Genomic DNA, 18439 nt, shown 5'->3' with positions numbered 1-18439 from the left:
AGAAAGTCCAGAAATCTATCTCTACAGACCCAATTTCGATGCTAAAGCGATCGCTACTGGGAAAATGCGATGTTCTTGCACTTGAATGCGTTCGTGGAGACTGGCCGCGGTATCATCGGGGAGAATGGGAACCACTGCTTGCATTAAAATTGGTCCACTATCTACCTCCGCGCGAGCGATATGCACAGTACATCCGGTCACTTTTACCCCTGCCGCTAAAGCTTGTTCTACGGCGCGCACACCTTTAAAACTGGGTAGTAAACTAGGATGGATATTGATCACGCGATCGGGAAAAGCATCTAGTAAAACCGGGGTGACAATTCGCATCCAGCCCGCCATAATTACCCATTTTACGCCGTATTCTTGGAAAGTTTCTACTATTGCCCGATCGAGTTCTTCTCTGGGTTTAAATTGACGATGATCGAGGAAAACCGAGGGGATATTGTAGTGATCGGCTTTTTCTTTTACCTTGGCATCGGGATTATTGTAGATGAGGACAGGGATCCGGGCATTAAGTTGTTTTTTAGCGATAGCTGCCGCTAAAACAGCAAAATTGGAACCACTACCAGAAGCCATCACTCCTAAAGAGAGGGTTTCCTCTAGGGGAATATCGGCCAAACTAAGATCGGGAGAAATTAAACTTGGGGAAATTGTCATCATATTTTATAAGCGAGTTCGAGTGCATTGCAAAAGCTATTGAGGCGATTCAGCAAAGCATTATAGTAAGAATAAGCATCATCCCGTTCCTCTTGGAGATAGGCATACAAGGTTAGCTCAGGCTCTGAAGCTAGGTGATTTTTAGGGATATCGAAACCGACTTCCGTTAGGCGCGTCGATGCGATCGCAACTAGCAACGCCCCAATGGTATTGGACTCCCCATTGTGAAGATCCCTCAGTCCGGGTAAGATGATCTCGGCCCCTGGCAACTCATTGAGATTCATGATTGCTTCTCCTCTGATGGACATTGAAAACGTTCAATAAAGTTCTCGACTCTGCTTCTCAGCACATCAGGGTTAAGGGAGGGGAATCGGATTAGTTCCGGTGCAATCGCTTCAAAGCATTCCCCTAGCTCATTCAAAGAGAATAATTTGTGTTCGTACATAGCCTCAATATCTTTCAAGTCACGGTCAAACCCTCTCGATAGTTTAGAAAGAGCTTGGGCTGTAAAATCATAGTGATAGAAAGAGATTTGACCTCGTTTGCCAATGAATACGCTTCGATCGCGCCATCCCGGAATAGGGGGCAGAAAATCCTGCGGAGATGCCAGTTCAATGTTGATGTTCAATTCTTTTTTCAGCTTGGCGATCGCTTGAAAAATGCCCAGTGGTTCTGGATCTAGACGGATATCCACATCGACTGTGGAATTCCGCCATCCCACCAGTAAGGCACTCGCTCCACCTGTAAAGTAGATAGTGCCTGAACCCTGAGCTTCTTTACCTAAGATTTGCATTAGGCGTTCTAACTTCTGAGCGTCAACGTTTGCACGCATTTTTTTGCCGTGATTATCTGCCTCAAGTTACGGGTTTAGTTTAGTGCCTACTCAAAGGTAAATTGTACAACTGAATCGAAAAAATCCCTATCCCCTCCCCTATCCCCGTTGTTTCAAACCCGTTTCAATAGCGGCAATTACTGTTTCTATGACTTTAACGCGAGCGAAATACTTATCATTTGCCGCTACAATCGTCCAAGGGGCGACGGGGGTGCTAGTACGGGCTACCATGTGATTAACTGCCACATGATAGAGGGGCTGTTTTTCTCGATTGCGCCAATCTTCATCGGTGAGTTTATGTTGACGATAGGGGTTAGTTTGGCGCTCGTTGAAGCGATTTAACTGTTCCTCGGGGCTAATATGTAACCAGAATTTGACTAAAACACAGCCTGAATGGGTTAATTGTGCTTCAAATTCGTTAATTTCTTGATATGCCCGCCGCCAGTCCATATCTTTAGCGAATCCTTCCACTCTCTCCACCAAAACCCGTCCATACCAACTGCGATCGAATATACCGATAGTTTTGGCTGCGGGTAATTTCCGCCAGAAGCGCCAGAGATAATGATAGCGGTGTTCTTCCTCCGTCGGGGCAGCAAAGGCAATCACTTGATAACTGCGAGGATCGAGGGTATCGGTTAAGCGTTTGATCGCCCCTCCCTTACCGGCGGCATCCCACCCCTCAAAGAGGACTAAAACGGGAATATTTGCCTGAAAAATCTCTAATTGCAGTTTTCTTAATTCTACCTGTGCCTGACGCAAACGGATTTTATAGTCTTCTTTTTCCAATTTGGCACTTAAGTCCACTCTCCCCAGATAATCGGGTTCCGTGGGCAGTAATTGGGCTTGAGGTGGTAGATTGACAGGGGGTTCGATCGGTAATTGCCGCTGATCCAAAGCTTGAGCGATCGTACCGACTAATTGGGAGAGAACTTTTACCCGGGCCCAACGTTGACAGTTGCCCTCCACCAATATCCAAGGGGCGGCCCCCGTGCTAGTGTAGGTAATCATTTCCTCGGCTAAACTGGCATACTCATCATAACGTTTGGCCTGTTGCCAATCTTCCGGACGCACGCGCCAAGATTCTAGTTCATTTTCGGCGTATTCTTTGATGCGTGACTTTAATTCCTTTTGACTGAGGTGAATCCAGAATTTAGCGATTGCGACCCGATCATCAGATAATTGTCGCTCAAAGGTGTTGATATCGCGCATGACTAGGGGAATCTGGGAGGAGGGCAATTTATTTAAGAGTCGATCCTCTAGTAGATGGGTGTACCAACTGTGATAAAAAATGCCGATACTGCCTTTTGCTGGCAGTTTTTGCCAAAATCGCCACAAAAACGGGTAACTTTCCTCTTGGGGGGAAGGGGTTAAAATTGGATGGACGGTAAAACCGCGAGGATCCATATAGTTAACCATTTTTTTGACTAAAGTTCCCTTGCCTGCCGCCGCCCAACCTTCCAAAACCACCACCACGGGTAATTTACATTCCCAACAGGACTTCTGTAGCGATCGCAGTTGTTGCATTAAATCTTTAATTTGTGATTGATAAGTTTCTTTGTCAAGGGAAAGAGATAGATCGAGGGGACTTAACATGATGGTCAACTCAAAGCAAAATTAGGGTATAAAGTTATAGACAAGTCAATTTCAAATAGGTATGATCGCGTGTCTCAAGTTAAACCTACCATTCTCGTTACTGGCGGTGCGGGTTATATTGGTTCCCATGCAGTTCTAGCGCTCAAAAATGCCGGTTATTCCGTCATCGTACTCGATAATTTATCCTACGGTCACGCCGAAATCATTAAGGATATATTAAAAGTTGAGTTAATTGTCGGTGATACCAGGGATCGATCGCTGCTGGATAATTTATTTGCTAGTCGTGATATTACCGCTGTCATGCACTTTGCCGCTTTTATTGCCGTGGGGGAATCGGTCCAAGAACCGGCTATTTACTATCAAAATAATGTTAGTGGTAGTCTGACTCTTTTGCAAGCGATGATCGCCGCCGATGTGAAGAAATTTGTTTTTTCTTCCACCTGTGCCATTTATGGAATGCCGAAGGAAATTCCGATGACGGAAAGTCACCCCCATCATCCCCTCAGTCCCTACGCAGCCAGCAAGGAAATGGTGGAACAAATTCTTAGGGATTTTGATCGGGCCTATGGTTTTAAATCGGTGGCTTTCCGTTATTTTAATGCTTCAGGAGCCGATCCCAGTGGTTTATTAGGGGAAGATCACCAACCGGAAACCCATTTAATTCCCTTGGCTTTATTAACTGCCCTGAAAAAACGGGATTCCCTGTCAATTTTCGGCACGGATTATGATACTCCCGATGGTACTGCTGTGCGGGATTATATCCATGTTAATGATTTGGCACAGGCTCACGTTTTAGGCTTAGAATATCTCTTAAATGGGGGCGAAAGTAATGTGTTTAATTTGGGTAATGGTAATGGTTTTTCTGTGCGTGAAGTGATTGAAACAGCGAGAGAGGTAACTGGTTTAGATATTCCGGTCATCGAAAGTCCCAGAAGGGCAGGTGATGCCCCCATTTTAATCGGCAGTAGTGATAAAGCTAAACAGGTTCTCGGTTGGCATCCCCAATATGCCGATCTTAAGGTAATAGTTGAACACGCCTGGAATTGGCATCAAAAAAGACACGCTTAACAGCGATCGAGTGCTAAACTTTAGTATTATCAGATTGAACAATTCTATCAGTCGATAACAGTAAAAAACTGCTAAGTAGGTGGGTGTAATTAAATATAAGATGAACGTAGGTTGGGTTGAAGCATGAAACCCAACGCCCGCTCATGTTACGCTACCGCTAACCCATCCTACAAATAATTGTGCCTCCCTACTTAGAGGCTGATAGTTTACCGCTATAAGCTTCCCTAGAATCATCTCAAATACAATGCTATGAATAAAAAAATAATCTTAATATTTATAGGCTTGACTTTTTTAGCAAGTTGTGCTGATAGTAAACAGTTTCAATGTCAAAAAATCTATCGGATTGCCAACGAAGTCGCCCAAGAAACCAAATCTTTAACCAAGGGTCAAGGGACAGAAATTGACCAAAAAAGTTGGCTATTAGCCGCCGATAAAATCGAACAGGCCGCGGAAAATATGAAAAAATTAGCAGTGAAGGATCCTGAACTAGAGAAATATAAGACCACTTTCGCTCAAGTTTACGAAGATTATGCCACTGCCACTCGTGAAATAATTCAAGTGATCGAAACTCGCAATAAAAACGGGGCAAAATTAGCACAGGAAAAGGTCAGAAAAGCTGGCCAATTAGAAAAGGAAACTGGCGAAGCTTTTAATACCTATTGTCAAGCACAGTAAAGCAGTTATCAGTTATCAGTTATCAGTTAGAAGGTGTTAGGGTTTTGGGGTATTAGTGGAAATTGCCCCATTTCCCTATCTCCCCATCACCTCACTCCTGACTTTAGGGTTTAATTGCGTACAAAGTGCCGACATTTTTACTGCGAGGCATCCGGGAGAAGATGATAAAACCGAAGTCTTGCAGATGTTTGACTAAAGCATCGGGACCTTTTTTATGCCATTCCATCATGATAATTTTAATCTGTCCTAATTGACCAGTTGCCGCTAAAGAATCGAGGATTTCGTATTCGGAACCTTCACAATCAATCTTGGCAACAATATCGCTATCGGGATAATCAGAGGTAATACCTTTAAACACATCGGTGAAAGGTTTCAGAATTAAATCGGCTGTAGCTGTTTGTTTCGAGGCAAAAGGTTTTAATTGGTTGTCAATACCAGAAATACCAACACTACCTTTAACATTGTAATCGTATTCGACTTGAATAATTTCATCACGAGCGCCGACTCCATAATCAAAAGCTTTAATCTTCTCCGCTAGATTAGGATTGAGGGCAAAATTTCTGAAAGCTTGGTCATAGGTAGCCTTAAAAGGTTCGTAACTATAGACAGCTTTGACATTAGCTCGATTGGCAAAAAAGAGACTAGCAAAACCCGTATTCATACCAATATCGATCGCTACACAGGGCTTGTCATAGAGGAAATTATATACACCTAACAGGAAAATTTCATGGGCGATATCCAAATCCTGTCCCGTCTCGATAATTAGCTTAACTCCATCGATCTCGATAATTAATTCCTGTTGCTCATCGATATAAAATTTACAATCAGCCAGAGATTTTAAAGCGTTAGCTTTGTTAACAACTTTACTAGCCAAGAGGAAATCCTGCTTATTTTTGCTTAAACTGATCCCTAATGGTTTATAAAAAAGTTGACCAGATTTAGCATCATATTCCACATAATTAGGACTAATATTATGCTCTGCCAATTGACTAGACCAGTATTGATCAGCAATATGAGGATAAGTCTTAAATTGCCGATAGCGTTTATGTGCATCTAACAGTTTTTGATAAAGCATTGCTTGTCTAGCCTCGATTTTCTAGGATGGATGAAGGTAATTTTATGGACAAGTCTGACAAAATTTGATATGCTTGTCAAGAAAATCCCTCTTCTCTAAGCATCAGAAGTCAGGAAACCCATCTCAAACAAGGTAACACAGACCATCAGGAGTTAACAAGCCTTGAATTACTCTGATTTTATATTTTGGTGGATATTAATCCTTTTTAGCGTTCCTTTCCTAACGGCGCGCTATATAGCGAAGTCCTTCAATCTCTGGCGAGGTGTTTTTGATGGAGTTGGATTAGCGGCGCTTTCCCTGATCCTGTTTTATTACGCCAGTCGCACCAGTTTCCTCGTTTTCATCGTCTCCCTAGCCTTTAACTACATTATGGTCTGGCTAGTGCTGAAAATGGGCGGCTGGAAAGCGAATATCCTAGCCACTATCGTTATCGTCATCGATATTCTCGTCCTTGCCTACTTCAAGTATTTCGGCTTTTTTGTCCAGGAAGTCATCGGATTATTCGTTTCCCTCCCCTCTAACTGGAAGGAACTTTCCCCAATTCCCGTGCCTACCCAAATACCACCGGGGGTATCCTTCTATACCTTCCAGATGGTGGCTTTCGTGGTGGACTCCCTACGGGAAAAGAAAAAGAAACCCCTAGCCGTCCTCGATTATGTCAATTTTATCTCCTTTTTCCCGCAAATTGTCGCAGGTCCGATCGAGCGTCGCCGGGATTTATTACCACAAATTGAATCCTTTCGTCTCAAATTTACAGGAGAAAACTTCGAGAAGGGTTTGCGTTGGCTTTCCCTCGGTTTATTTATGAAATTTGTCCTCGCCGATAACCTGGCTCCCTACATCGAATTAGATAAGATGATTGACAATGCTTGGTATATCTGGTTTGAGGCCTTTTTATTCACCCTGAGAATCTATTTTGACTTCGGTGGTTATAGCTTTATTGCTGTTGGTTTAGCTTATTTTGTCGGCATTAGATTGGAATTAAACTTTTTAGCTCCCTACACATCCCAAAGTATTAACGAATTTTGGCGACGTTGGCATATTACCCTCAGCACTTGGTTTCGAGATTATGTGTTTTTACCCCTGATGGGTTCCAATAAAAGTTGGGCGCCTTTTTATCTATTCATTACCTTTACTCTCTCTGGTTTCTGGCACGGTGCAGCTTGGAATTTTATCTTTTGGGGCGCTTACCACGGGGCATTATTATTATTACTGCGTTATCTAGGCCGACCTTTCTATGCTTTCGTCGGAAAATACGTTTCTCAGCCGCAAATTGTCTCCTGGACTTTAACACAATTGGCTGTCATTTTTGGTTGTCTCTTTTTCATGGAGATTAACACCAGAAGATTAATCGGCAAAATGCTGGTTATTGCCAATCCTTTCAATTATTCCTTAGCTAATATCGGGGAAATTTTTAGTTCCTATACTCTCAATCAAGGAGCAGTTTTAAGCGTCGCTTTAGTTCTTGGTATCATTGTTTTAATCCTCGAACATCTGGCTATTGCTCAGAAAAAGTTTGAATATGAACTATTACTATCGCCTTGGCTGTCTAAAATATTGCTAGGTTTAACTATTCTCCTAGCTTCCACTAATACCGGTGACTTTATTTACTTTGAATTCTGATGAATACTAAATCCTTTAACATTTTCCCCTGGTTAGCTTCTCTGGGAGTCGCTTGGTCCCTCGGCTTTGTTTATAATGTCATCTACGGCGGCGAATTAAGCTGGTTGCGGATGATGTACGAAGAAAAATCTGCGATCGCAGCTAGTACCGAAGGACCGCGGCGTTTAATCGTCACGGCGGGATCGGGGGCGCATTATAGCATAAATTCGGAATTAATGGCCAAAGAATTGGGAATGCCCGTGGTTAACTTCGGTTTACAGGGGGATATCGGGTTAAATGTCATTGCCGCTATGATTCTCGAAAAAGCGCGCCAAGGAGACGTAATTCTGCTGATTCCTGAATATCTCATGCTCATGGATGAGGACGGTTTTAATCGCGGCGAAGGACTTTGGGGATCCGCACCTTTTAGCGTCGCTATTGGCAAACCAGGGTTAGGTGGGATACCTTTAAAAACCATGATCGAGGATACTTGGTTATTAGGTATTCCGGGGATGCGTCCAGTCACTAAATCGATGGTTGATTTATTCACTAAAGGCAGAATGACGGGTTATCTTTCCGATCCGATTACTAATACAGGTGATCCGACTATAGTTAAGGAAAGAACGGGGAAATGGTGGCAAATGACTTTTAATACTCCTGCCTCTGCTCACTCGATTAAAGCTATTGAAAAGCTCAAGAAAGATTTAGAAGCAAAAGGTGCGACTTTAGTGGTTTCTTTGCCCTGGGTTTATGCAAAAAATGATGGTAAAACCGTTGCTAATATTCGCAAATCTGCCGAAGAATTAAGTCGGGTTGTGCCAACAATTTATGACCCAAAAGACTTGAATATTAAGACCGATTCTACTATTTTTGCTGACACTCACTATCATCTTTTGCCCCCGGCGAGAATTATTCGTTCAGAACAATTAGTTTCGGAACTGAAACCCATCTTAAACACAACTGAGAATAAAAATCCATGAATAAACCAATAACTAAGATTTGCATTCTGGGGGGGGGGTTTGGTGGTTTATACACGGCGCTTGATCTGAGTCGATTAACAGCAGTAAAATCGGGTCAATGGCAAATAACTTTAGTCGAACCGAAAGACCATTTTCTCTTTACTCCCCTTCTCTATGAACTAATTACAGGAGAATTGCAACGCTGGGAAATTGCCCCCTCCTACCGTCAATTATTAACAGGAACTCAGGTTAATTTAAAACCTCAAAAAGCCAGTAATATTGACTTAAACAATCATCGAGTATATTTAGAAAATGAGGAAGTTATAGATTATGATTACCTCGTTTTAGCGGTGGGAGTGCGGAATCGTTGGCCGGCTATACCAGGGTTAGCCGATTATGGGCTGACTTTTCGGAGTTTAGAGGATGTGGAAAAATTACAAACGGCAATTCATGACTTAGAAACTAAAGGAAAATCCTCAATTAATTTAGCAATTATTGGCGGCGGTCCCAATGGGGTAGAATTAGCCTGTAAGGTAGCTGATCGTTTAGGAAAAAAAGGCAAAGTTCATCTAGTGGAAAAGAACGAGGAAATACTGCAAAACTTCCCTAAATCGGTGCGTGTTGCTTCCTATCGTTCCCTTTTAGCCAAGAATGTTAGTATCTATTTAAACACGGGATTAAAGGAAGTTACCGCTAATTCCATGACCATATTTAAAGATAATACAAATGAGGTTATCCCCATTGATTTATTATTGTGGACAGCAGGAACTGAGGCACAGGATTGGATCAATAATTTAGATTGTCAGAAAACAGCACAAGGCAAATTATTAACCCGTTCCAGTTTACAATTAATCGACCATCCCGAAGTTTTTGCCCTTGGGGATATAGCCGAAATTTATCCCAGTAAACAGGTAATTCCTGCCACAGCACAGGCAGCCTATCAAGCAGCCAGTGTAGTAGCCAAAAATATCTCGGCAGTGATCAGAAAAAAATCGCCCCAACCCTATTATTATCTCCATTTAGGTGATATGTTAACCTTGGGTAAACAATCAGCCCTTGTCTCCAGTTTTGGCATTAATATTACTGGTAGATTAGCCGATATAATGCGTCGCTTTGTCTATATTATGCGTTTACCCAGTCAACGCCATCAGTTGAAAGTGTTTCAACATTGGGCGAAAAAAATTCTTCTCCGACTCCGTTATTCACAGGTGTTATCTAAACAACCGATTGAATCAAAAAATACTCGTTAATTGTAGTTAAAATCCATGAAAACCTTTCTCAAAAATATGGCAGCACCTTGGCAAGCAATCCCAGAGATTCTTAAAAACCTTAAGTCTCTGAATAGTTCCTCCTCAAAATATCAAGATAGAATAACAGAGTTACAAATTGATAATTATCTGATAGAAAACTTGCATAAAAACCCAAAATATGATAACCATAAAAAACTAAACCGCTACGAATTTAAGGTTTTTTCCCAAGCGGGAGAAGATGGCATTATTAGCGAGATTTTTAATCGCATTGGAACCACAAATAAATTCTTTGTGGAATTTGGAGTTGGTAACGGTTTAGAAAATAATAGTGCCTATTTGTTAGTGAAAGGATGGCAAGGTTATTGGATTGAAGGCAGTGAGCGATTTTGTAAAAGTATTCGCCAATCTTTTGAAGATTTAATTGCTAACCAACAATTAACTTTAAAAAATACTTTCATCACTGCCGCAAATATTGAAGACTTGTTTCGAGAGGGCAATGTACCGACAGAATTAGATCTATTATCCATTGATATTGATGGTAATGATTATTGGGTCTGGCAAGCAATTACTAATTATCGTCCCCGGGTGGTAATTCTCGAATATAATGCTATTTATCCCCCCGAATCCAGTTGGGTGATGCAGTATAATCCTAGTCACCAATGGAAATATAATAGTCATATGGGATCAAGTTTGAAAGCTCTAGAAAAACTTGGTCATCAAAAGGGTTATAAATTGATAGGTTGTAGTTTTTCGGGAGTGAATGCTTTCTTTGTGCGAGAAGATTTACTTGCAGATCATTTCTGTTCACCTTTTAGTGCTGAAAATCATTACGAACCCGCGCGCTATTTTCTTTGTTCCCAAAAAGCTGGCCATCCTCGCGCTTTTGGCAAATTTAAGACTATTGAGTCAGGGAAATTAACCGATAATTAATAACTTGTTGGGGTAGGTTAATTTAAGCAGCAACCAGGGTGAGAGCGTCTCAAACGCTATTGACAATTGGCCAATTTTGTGATCCGCTTACTGTGTGAGCATTGCAAGTGATACCAGTCAATCAGAATAGTTACGAAATCGACCAAATGGGTCGATTTTTGCTTAACAATTGAGAGGGCAAATTCTCCTCAAATATGCCTGAATCGTCCTCTGGGTAAGCAACTCACCTAAAGTTCATTTTGTCAAGGATTGTTAAGATACGCTTACCCTGTACTTACCGGGAAGGAAAAGTTAGAATTTTTGGAGCTGGTTATTGGCGAAAAGGACGTAAACTATATGAACAGCAAAATAACTTATAGCGGTTCTCGCATCTGTGCGGCACACTTAAACCTTTGCTGATTAAGCTGTTCAGGATATGGAATGTACCTCTTGTGAATCAGAAACGCTATATACTGATGAACCAATGGAACTGGGACAAGTCGTTAAAGATTTTTTACCGCCTCCAGACCAGTTAGTTCCTAAAGGTAAAACCTACAAGATTGCGATCGCACTAATTAGGGTCTGCTGAAAAAGTTTCTCGTGGGGGCAGGGTGTGGCCCCCCCAACCCCCCACCCCCCCCAACCCCCCGACATCGGGGGGGTCGGGGGGGCAGGTGGGGTGTAGGGTTTTACCCATTTTCATCTGGTAAATTACCTAATTTTCAGGGAAAAAGTCCCGGAATTTTCCCCCCGATCCCTCCAAAGGCTGGCACTTTTTGATTGACAAAAAGCCTAAAAGTTTTACCCAACAAGGTTTTTAGATTTATTCAGCAAGCCCTAATTAGAGGAGCTGAAGTAGTTGCAAAGACTCAATATCTCTACGGTCTAACGTTCTGGTTGAGCGGCAGCAGATCGACCATAGCGATCAACGAAAAGCCTCTCAACTGTCCGCTCCAACCAGGTTGTTAGTCCTTACACAATTGGCTACAATAGCCCTACACAAGCTACGAGAGAAAAGTATGCCTGAATTAAAAATTAGCATTAGTGAGGCTGCTTACAAAACGCTGTTAGCACTCGTTGACTCCTCTGGGGATACGCTCCCAACAGTATTAGACAAAGCCATCGAAAATTATCGCAGATATGTTTTTCTAGTTCAAGCGAATGAAGCCTTCGCCGCCTTAAGGAAGAATGAGACTTTATGGCAAGAGGAAATTTCTGAAAGGCAGACATGGGAGCAAACTCTCGCTGATGGAGTAGAAGGGTAGTGGCAGAAATTACCAGAGGAGAAATATGGCTAGCAGACCTTAATCCAGTAAGGGGGCATGAACAGGCTGGTAAGCGTCCATGTTTAGTGATTTCAGCAGACCTGTTTAATCAGGGTGCATCTGGCTTAGTTGTTGTTTTGCCAGTAACTTCTAAAGACAAAGGAATCCCTTTTCACCTAAAAGTGGAACCGGGAGCATCTCATTTATGCAAGTGAGTAATTATACTTATCCCTAAAACTGGTTTCCAGCAAGGCTTTCAAAATAGCTTGACATAAAAACCTGATTTACGGGTTACAAAGGTGAGATGCTCCCAGTGGAACCTCCAGAGGGAGGAGTGAAAATGCCAAGTTTTATCAAGTGCGAGGACGTAAGATCAATCTCAGTAGAACGACTTGAGAAGCGATGGGGAACTGTATCCTCAGAAACGCTGGCATTGGTTGAAGACAGGCTGAGAATCTTAATGGGACTGTAATGAAGATAGTTTCACCAATTTGCGCTCCAAGCCCAGGTTTTAGTTTGCATTCTTCCACTGTTCCAATGCCACCTTCGTGTGACTGTACCATTCTGAATTTGATTACGATTAGGCTTGCCCTCGTAACGCGCCGATAGACTAACCAGTGCCTTCGGCATCGCACTTAAACTCACAGTTTCAATCAATGTGCATGGTGCGTTCCCAAAAATCGATCGGTGGAGCAGTAGGAGCCATATTAGGGAACGCACCCTAGGGCTGAAAACGGAGATTTTGAAGAGATCGCACTTGAGCAATGGTTTCAAAATCACGGTCGTTGTGAATCAGAAGCAGATCATTTTCCAGTGCCGCTTGAGCAATACAGCAATCAATTGGGCTGCGAACAGTCAATCCTTGACGACGCAGATCATAGTAAATACGTGCAGCCGCTTGCCAGGAAGAAGGCGTGAGTTCAACATAATCCTGCACTTCGAGGTAAGTAGAGAGGATTGTCCACTCTTGCTCGTTTAAGCTCCCTTGAAGCAGTTCAAGCTGGGTAAAGCGGGTGAGTAAAATCTCACGATTTGCAATTAACGTTTCCAGTTGCTGGCGAACTTGACCACTGCGATCGCGGAAGACGCTGATCCACACAGATGTGTCAATCAGCAACATGACGAGTTTCACGTAGGGCTTTATAATCAAAATCTGGAGCAAATTGAATTTGTCCGGCAAGGTCGAGAAGGTTTTTCTTACGGCGGCATCTTACGAATTCTTGTAGAGCAAGATTCATTAGTTCCTCTTGGGTGGTGAGGTTAGTCAGTTGAAAGGCTTCCTTGAGAAGCGATTCATCAAGGTTGAGGGTAATTTGCATAGGATGGATATTAGATTGAAGTATAAGTGATTATTCTCTTTACATTTTAATCCGATAGATGACTAACCCACCTCTGGGCATATCTTTGTTAGTTGGCTCTCAAGCTTTAAGCTACATACGGCAATGGCGTAGTGTCTTCGGCATCGCACTTTAAACCACAACTTCAATCAATGGGCATGGTGCGTTCCCCAAAATCGATCGGTGGAGCAGTAGTATCCAGATTAGGGAACGCACCCTACAAGATCGGCGATCTGCTACGCAGTGCCTTTGGCATCGCACTGGCACCGCAAAGCGTCATCCAGTTAACCGCCTTGTTGGGCAGGATTGTGATACGTTGGTCTATGCTTAGGATCATCCTGTATCAAGGAGTTGTTATTTCCTGTATAGAGAAACTGAGATCCACCAAAAACAACGCCAGCCAGGTTTCCTTTCTTGCGTTGGTGATAGTGATATGAACCAAGTGAATCGGAAATATTCATAATTGATCCACATATATAGTGTTCATGGAGTTTACAGCAGATCCCATTCCCGCCTGATCTGTCTGCACCAAATACAATGACGGGGTTCGTCAGGGCAAATGGCATTGATACAGTGGAGATATGTGCGTCAGTAACGGCATCGTTGATGGACAGGGAAAAGTAGGAGCCTGCATCAGAGTGTGCATACTCAAGTTTGACGTAACTGTTCACATCTGGATCAATAGGCCCCTTGAGTTTTCTGGTTTCCCCGTCCTCTTTAATGAGCGAGAAGTAAAGCGTCCCCGAGCAATAAGTTGCAATTAATTGGTCACCATTGTCCCCTGTGATCTTGGTCAATACTGGGATATCATTAACTTGGTAAGTGTCTATCGATAGGTGGTACACGCAGGTCAAACCAGGCTGCCCATAGGGGATTGATTTACCTATCGTGCACAGATCGCAAAGTCGATTAAATAGGAGATCATAGGTTATTATCTCGATCCGAGGGATTCTTTGGGAACATAATGATTCGATTAAAGGAAGATCATTGTCTTCCGATAGTGCGTATAGCAACTTAGCCCTAACCTCCGATATCCTGTCAATGCAAAATAGTGAACACAAGTAATTACGAGTCTCCTTATTGCCGATAATTGAACGACAGTACTCGGAACATTGAGAAATATATGTTTCTGCCCGGGAAGTTAGTTTTGCCCTATTCCCATCAGATCTTTCCGTGGAAATTTTGCCAACAAATGGCGTCTTCAACTCAACAATGATTACTGCATTTGACATCTCATCAAGGCAGATGAAGTCAGGTTCTGGTGTAAATCTTAGATCTTCGTCGTATGGCAACTTATTTGGCGAGCGTTTTTCAAATGATCTGGGACTCTTTGCTTTTAGGCCAATAAAGAGGATAGGATGACTCTCAAAAAGGTTTTGATAATCCTCTTCACAATTGGAATGTTTTTCGATCAAAATGCCGTAAAAGGCCAGAAGACCCCGCCAGAGACTATTATCGATCATGTGTTGCCTCAGCATCCTTAAGTTTCATAGCGAACCTGTTTTCCGCCCAACGTTCCCATTATGCCGCTGCAATCCTTGTTTTCAAATACAAAAACATGAATCTGCCTGTTATTGATGTGCCTCCATATACGCTCGTAGCAATTGATTGATCTGTGTTTGATAGCCACGCCCTTGAGACTTAAACCACTCTAATACATCGCTATCAATGGGGAGTGTAACTTGAGTCTTGGCTTTTGTAGCAGGTGAACCCCGCCGCACTACCGCCTTAGCAAACATTTCTGACGTAATCTCTGGACAATCTGATAAATCAATATCTTCATCGCTCATCGCATCCAATCGTTGCCAATCAGTTTGAGAGTTGCTCGAAGTAGGTTCGTTGTTCATATTTCGTCGCTTTTCTTGCAGAAATAATACGGGTGCAATCCTCACGTTCTGTATGGACAACGGCAATCACTCGCCCTTGCAACAAACCGAATGTGACAAAACGCTGCTCTCCATAACCGTAACGATCGTCCTCAACCGTTACAATATCCCCATCAAACACGGCTGGAACATCGGTAAAATCTATTCCGTGCTTACGAAGATTAGCAAGACGTTTTGCTTCATCCCATTCATATTCCATAACCGAACGACAGCTACAATAACCAATTGTAGTTATAAATTGTCGTTACAGCTATCCATGCCAAGCAATTTTTATCGTCAATGAATGCCCCGCAAGCAACTTAAAGCCACTGTCCTAACCGAGGACTTGCCGCATAACTACATATTACAGGTCAACTTTCTATATAACACTCTCCAGAGTAACGATATGGGTCAACTTTCTGTATATTACACCCAAAAGCCTGTTAGCCAGATTAGTTTACTGCAAACAATCTCCTTTAAGGAGACTGATCACAGAAGCCTTCTAGAGTTCTAGCAAAGATTCTTAGATCTGACTGCACTTTGTCACAAAATTTTACTATTATTTTGACACTTTTAATAGTTATTGAATAGGGGAAATTAACCGATAATTAGGGCTTGCTGAAAAAGTACGGGCGAAGCATTCGGATAGAAAATCTCCAGTTTCACCGATAGGTTATTGCCCGAATGCTTCGCCCCTACAGGACGCGGGCCGATGAAGACGCAAGGTTTTGAAGCACGATTCTCTCAAAATCTTGCACCTGTTTCGCCAGAAAAGCCACAAAACCCTTACCTTGCCTACATTTCACATTTATTCAGCAAACCCTAATTAATAACTGGTTGGGGTGCGTTAATTTAAGCAATAACACACCCTAACCTTGTATTAATGCAAGAAATGACGAATGCCTGTTAAGACCATAATTAAACCTAACTCATTAGCGGCATTAATCGAATCCTGATCTTTTAAAGAACCTCCGGGTTGAACAATTGCCTCGATACCAAACTGGGCCGCCGTGCGAACAGAATCATCAAAGGGGAAAAAACCATCACTAGCTAAATAGCCACCTTTAGCCGCTTCCCCTGCTTGTTCAAGGGCAATTTTCACCGAACCAACGCGATTCATTTGCCCCGCACCAACGCCTAAAGTAGTTTGATTTTTTGTCACCACAATAGCGTTAGATTTAACGTGCTTGGATACTTTCCAAGCAAACAGTAATTCCGCTAATTGTACGGCAGTGGGTTGTTTTTCTGTCACTACGCGCCAATCATCCGGGGTTTCTACCAGATCATCGGCCGCTTGTACTAGAAAACCGCCGGCGATAACTTTTACTGTTTGTTTTTCTCCCCTGCTTAAATCCGGCAGTAATAAAATCCGCACTTTTGACTTTTTAGCGAGGATATCCCGGGCTTCAGGGCTACAATCGGTGGCTACCACGCATTCTAGGAAGGTTTTCGTTAATTCTTTAGCGGTTGCTTCATCTATGGCTTGATTTAGGGCAACAATACCCCCAAAAGCGGAGGTAGAATCGGCATTAAAAGCTTTAGTATAAGCTTCCACTAAACTACCACCGATCGCCACCCCACAGGGATTAGTGTGTTTCAAGATAGCGGCGGCCGGTTCTTCCCTGCCGAATTCGGCGATTAAACGGCGGGCTGCTTCCAAATCGACTAAATTGTTATAACTTAGTTCTTTTCCCTGCAATAAGGTCGCTTTTCCCCAACCGTGAGCCATTGTACCGCTACCATACCAAGTGGCACTTTGGTGGGGATTTTCGCCATAACGCAGGGTTTGCACGGCATTTCCCGCCAAATTAAAGCGCGTCGTTTCCCCGTTTAAGCTGGCGAAATAGGATGCGATCGCTCCATCGTAGGCATTGGTTAAAGCGAAGGTTTCCCCCGCCATTTTTTGACGGAATTCCAGGGAGATTTCGCCGTTATTTTGCCGTAATTGGCTTAAATACTGCTCGTAATACTTGGGGTTACTGATGACAGTCAAATGGGCGAAATTTTTAGCCGAGGCGCGTAACATCGCCGGACCACCAATATCGATTTGTTCGATCGCCTGAGCGGTGGTAACATCAGGATTAGCGATCGTCTGTTCAAAGGGATAGAGATTAACCACCACCAAATCAAAAGGACGAATTTGATTAGCCTCCATTTCCGCTAAATCTGACTGCCAATCCCTTCTAGCCAAAATACCGCCATGGATGCGAGGATGGAGAGTTTTCACCCTTCCGCCCAAGATTTCAGGAGAGCCTGTGTATTCTCCCACTTTAATCACGGGAATCCCCGCCGATTGCAGTGTTTTGGCGGTTCCTCCACTGCTAATAATTTCAAAATCAAATTCTTCTGTTAGCTGACGGGCAAAGTCAACTATTCCAGTTTTGTCAGTCACGCTGATCAGCGCTAAACGTCCCATAGTAGTGATCTATAAGCAACCATTTCAGTATATCTCAGTCCTAACCCGTTAAAAATTAAAAAAAGTAGGTTAGTAAATAATCAGCTGCTTCTATATTTTTATCTCTCAAATAGCAACTTATGCCAAGGCAATTTTTAAAGTCCTCCTTGAAAGATTTAGTCTGACTTGTTAAAAAATACAGGATTTTTTAGGGTAACGAAGTCCATCGAGATTAGTGAAAACCCCTTGGCAACCGTCATCGCCAAATGTTGTCAGATTACCATCATCGGCCAATTCAAGTCTGAATTGCATTACTGTCTGATCTACCTTCATAGAATACCTCATTCGGGCTACGATAGTCAAGACATTTTCGAGGACGATTGTTAATCAAGTTTACGGCTCTTTCCACCTCCTCTGGCTTAAGGATTTTAAAATTCGTTCCCTTGGGAAAAAATTGTCTTAACAGTCCATTAGTAGGCTCATTTAATCCCCTCTCCCAAGAATGATAAGGAGTAGCAAAATAAAAATCTGCTCATCGTTTCTGACTCAACTCTTGATGTCCACTTTCACTATTCATAGAACGTAGGTTGGGTTGAAGCATGAAACCCAACGCCCGATTATGTTACGCTACCGCTAACCCATCCTACAAATAATTGTGCCTCCCTACTTAAAAAATTGGTTGACTGTCTCAAATTTCACTATTCATAGAAACAGTTTCACCTATCCGAGGGATTTATATAGGGCTTGCTGAATAAATGTGAAATATAGACGAGGTAAAGGTTTTAGGGTTCTGTTTTGCTCTCACAGGTGCAAGATTTTGAGAGAATCGTCGTTCAAAACCTTGCGTCTTCATCGGCCCGTGTCCTGTAGGGGCGAAGCATTCGGGCAATAACCTATCGGTGAAACCGTAGATTTTCTATCCGAATGCTTCGCCCGTACTTTTTCAGCAGACCCTAT

21 protein-coding genes and 1 pseudogene are annotated in these 18439 nt (G+C 42.7%); 9 read left to right on the top strand and 13 right to left on the bottom strand.

The window, feature by feature from the left end:
* Positions 1–21: 21 nt before the first annotated feature.
* The 4 genes from purN to pap form a co-directional block, all read right to left on the bottom strand.
* A complete protein-coding gene (purN, locus tag O9324_RS24865; protein WP_288141598.1) occupies positions 22–660 on the bottom strand; it encodes a phosphoribosylglycinamide formyltransferase in 639 nt (212 codons plus the stop codon).
* Positions 657–941, bottom strand: coding sequence for a hypothetical protein (locus O9324_RS24860; protein ID WP_002769454.1), 285 nt, complete (start codon positions 939–941; stop codon positions 657–659). Before O9324_RS24860 ends, purN begins: the two co-directional genes overlap by 4 nt.
* On the bottom strand, positions 938–1489 hold the full coding sequence (locus O9324_RS24855) for a DUF6036 family nucleotidyltransferase (RefSeq protein ID WP_288141597.1): 552 nt from the start codon (positions 1487–1489) through the stop codon (positions 938–940). Before O9324_RS24855 ends, O9324_RS24860 begins: the two co-directional genes overlap by 4 nt.
* Positions 1490–1588: 99 nt before the next feature.
* Entirely contained in the window at positions 1589–3082 is a 1494-nt protein-coding gene (gene pap / locus O9324_RS24850) for a polyphosphate:AMP phosphotransferase (RefSeq protein ID WP_288141596.1), read from the bottom strand.
* A 69-nt stretch (positions 3083–3151) separates the two neighbouring features.
* Here pap and galE point away from each other — a divergent pair, with 69 nt between their 5' ends.
* The gene (gene galE, locus O9324_RS24845) at positions 3152–4150 is read left to right on the top strand and encodes a UDP-glucose 4-epimerase GalE (protein ID WP_002769460.1); all 999 of its coding nucleotides are present in this window, start codon (positions 3152–3154) and stop codon (positions 4148–4150) included.
* Between the two features lie 249 nt (positions 4151–4399).
* Entirely contained in the window at positions 4400–4825 is a 426-nt protein-coding gene (locus O9324_RS24840; RefSeq protein WP_002769462.1) for a hypothetical protein, read from the top strand.
* 103 nt (positions 4826–4928) lie between these two features.
* On the opposite strand, the gene O9324_RS24835 is transcribed toward O9324_RS24840, so the two are convergent.
* Complete coding sequence (locus tag O9324_RS24835) at positions 4929–5900, bottom strand: FkbM family methyltransferase (protein ID WP_288141595.1); 972 nt, start codon at positions 5898–5900, stop codon at positions 4929–4931.
* 162 nt (positions 5901–6062) lie between these two features.
* On the opposite strand from O9324_RS24835, the gene O9324_RS24830 reads away from it, so the two are divergent.
* The 7 genes from O9324_RS24830 (at position 6063) to O9324_RS24800 (ending at position 12357) form a co-directional block, all read left to right on the top strand.
* On the top strand, positions 6063–7523 hold the full coding sequence (locus O9324_RS24830; RefSeq protein ID WP_288141594.1) for an MBOAT family O-acyltransferase: 1461 nt from the start codon (positions 6063–6065) through the stop codon (positions 7521–7523).
* On the top strand, positions 7523–8482 hold the full coding sequence (locus O9324_RS24825) for a hypothetical protein (protein WP_288141593.1): 960 nt from the start codon (positions 7523–7525) through the stop codon (positions 8480–8482). Before O9324_RS24830 ends, O9324_RS24825 begins: the two co-directional genes overlap by 1 nt.
* Positions 8479–9711 (top strand): NAD(P)/FAD-dependent oxidoreductase, encoded by a 1233-nt coding sequence (locus O9324_RS24820; RefSeq protein WP_288141592.1) that lies wholly within the window; start codon positions 8479–8481, stop codon positions 9709–9711. The genes O9324_RS24825 and O9324_RS24820 overlap by 4 nt, the downstream gene beginning before the upstream one ends.
* Positions 9712–9726: 15 nt before the next feature.
* Complete coding sequence (locus O9324_RS24815; protein WP_288141591.1) at positions 9727–10641, top strand: hypothetical protein; 915 nt, start codon at positions 9727–9729, stop codon at positions 10639–10641.
* A 998-nt stretch (positions 10642–11639) separates the two neighbouring features.
* Positions 11640–11885 carry a hypothetical protein gene (locus O9324_RS24810; RefSeq protein WP_002785626.1) on the top strand — a complete coding sequence of 82 codons (246 nt, stop codon included), beginning with the start codon at positions 11640–11642 and terminating at the stop codon, positions 11883–11885.
* Positions 11885–12100 (top strand): type II toxin-antitoxin system PemK/MazF family toxin, encoded by a 216-nt coding sequence (locus tag O9324_RS24805; protein WP_288141590.1) that lies wholly within the window; start codon positions 11885–11887, stop codon positions 12098–12100. Before O9324_RS24810 ends, O9324_RS24805 begins: the two co-directional genes overlap by 1 nt.
* Positions 12101–12189: 89 nt before the next feature.
* Positions 12190–12357 carry a type II toxin-antitoxin system PemK/MazF family toxin gene (locus tag O9324_RS24800; protein WP_353851745.1) on the top strand — a complete coding sequence of 56 codons (168 nt, stop codon included), beginning with the start codon at positions 12190–12192 and terminating at the stop codon, positions 12355–12357.
* A gap of 249 nt (positions 12358–12606) precedes the next feature.
* Here the strand turns inward: O9324_RS24800 and vapC are convergent, their stop codons facing one another.
* From vapC to O9324_RS24760, 8 genes and pseudogenes are all read right to left on the bottom strand, one after another.
* The gene (gene vapC, locus O9324_RS24795) at positions 12607–13005 is read right to left on the bottom strand and encodes a type II toxin-antitoxin system VapC family toxin (protein ID WP_288141588.1); all 399 of its coding nucleotides are present in this window, start codon (positions 13003–13005) and stop codon (positions 12607–12609) included.
* Entirely contained in the window at positions 12992–13204 is a 213-nt protein-coding gene (locus O9324_RS24790; protein ID WP_002785630.1) for a type II toxin-antitoxin system VapB family antitoxin, read from the bottom strand. The genes vapC and O9324_RS24790 overlap by 14 nt, the downstream gene beginning before the upstream one ends.
* A 302-nt stretch (positions 13205–13506) precedes the next feature.
* On the bottom strand, positions 13507–14685 hold the full coding sequence (locus tag O9324_RS24785) for a Shedu anti-phage system protein SduA domain-containing protein (protein WP_288141587.1): 1179 nt from the start codon (positions 14683–14685) through the stop codon (positions 13507–13509).
* Positions 14686–14793: 108 nt separating this feature from the next.
* Positions 14794–15012 carry a BrnA antitoxin family protein gene (locus O9324_RS24780; protein ID WP_288141586.1) on the bottom strand — a complete coding sequence of 73 codons (219 nt, stop codon included), beginning with the start codon at positions 15010–15012 and terminating at the stop codon, positions 14794–14796.
* Positions 15013–15031: 19 nt separating this feature from the next.
* Positions 15032–15307, bottom strand: a complete 276-nt coding sequence (locus O9324_RS24775; protein WP_002785632.1) for a BrnT family toxin — start codon at positions 15305–15307, stop codon at positions 15032–15034.
* 660 nt (positions 15308–15967) lie between these two features.
* Entirely contained in the window at positions 15968–17503 is a 1536-nt protein-coding gene (gene purH / locus O9324_RS24770) for a bifunctional phosphoribosylaminoimidazolecarboxamide formyltransferase/IMP cyclohydrolase (protein WP_288141585.1), read from the bottom strand.
* Between the two features lie 168 nt (positions 17504–17671).
* Positions 17672–17794, bottom strand: coding sequence for a hypothetical protein (locus O9324_RS24765; RefSeq protein ID WP_256377326.1), 123 nt, complete (start codon positions 17792–17794; stop codon positions 17672–17674).
* A pseudogene (locus O9324_RS24760) lies at positions 17778–18044 on the bottom strand (IS30 family transposase); the annotation flags it as partial. The gene O9324_RS24765 and the pseudogene O9324_RS24760, both read right to left, overlap by 17 nt.
* Positions 18045–18439 lie beyond the last annotated feature (395 nt).

Origin of the sequence: Microcystis sp. LE19-84.1B (assembly GCF_027531875.1) — a bacterium.
GTDB lineage: Bacteria > Cyanobacteriota > Cyanobacteriia > Cyanobacteriales > Microcystaceae > Microcystis > Microcystis panniformis.
Note: the sequence above shows the minus strand (reverse complement) of the source record. Positions and strands in the feature narration are given on the sequence as shown.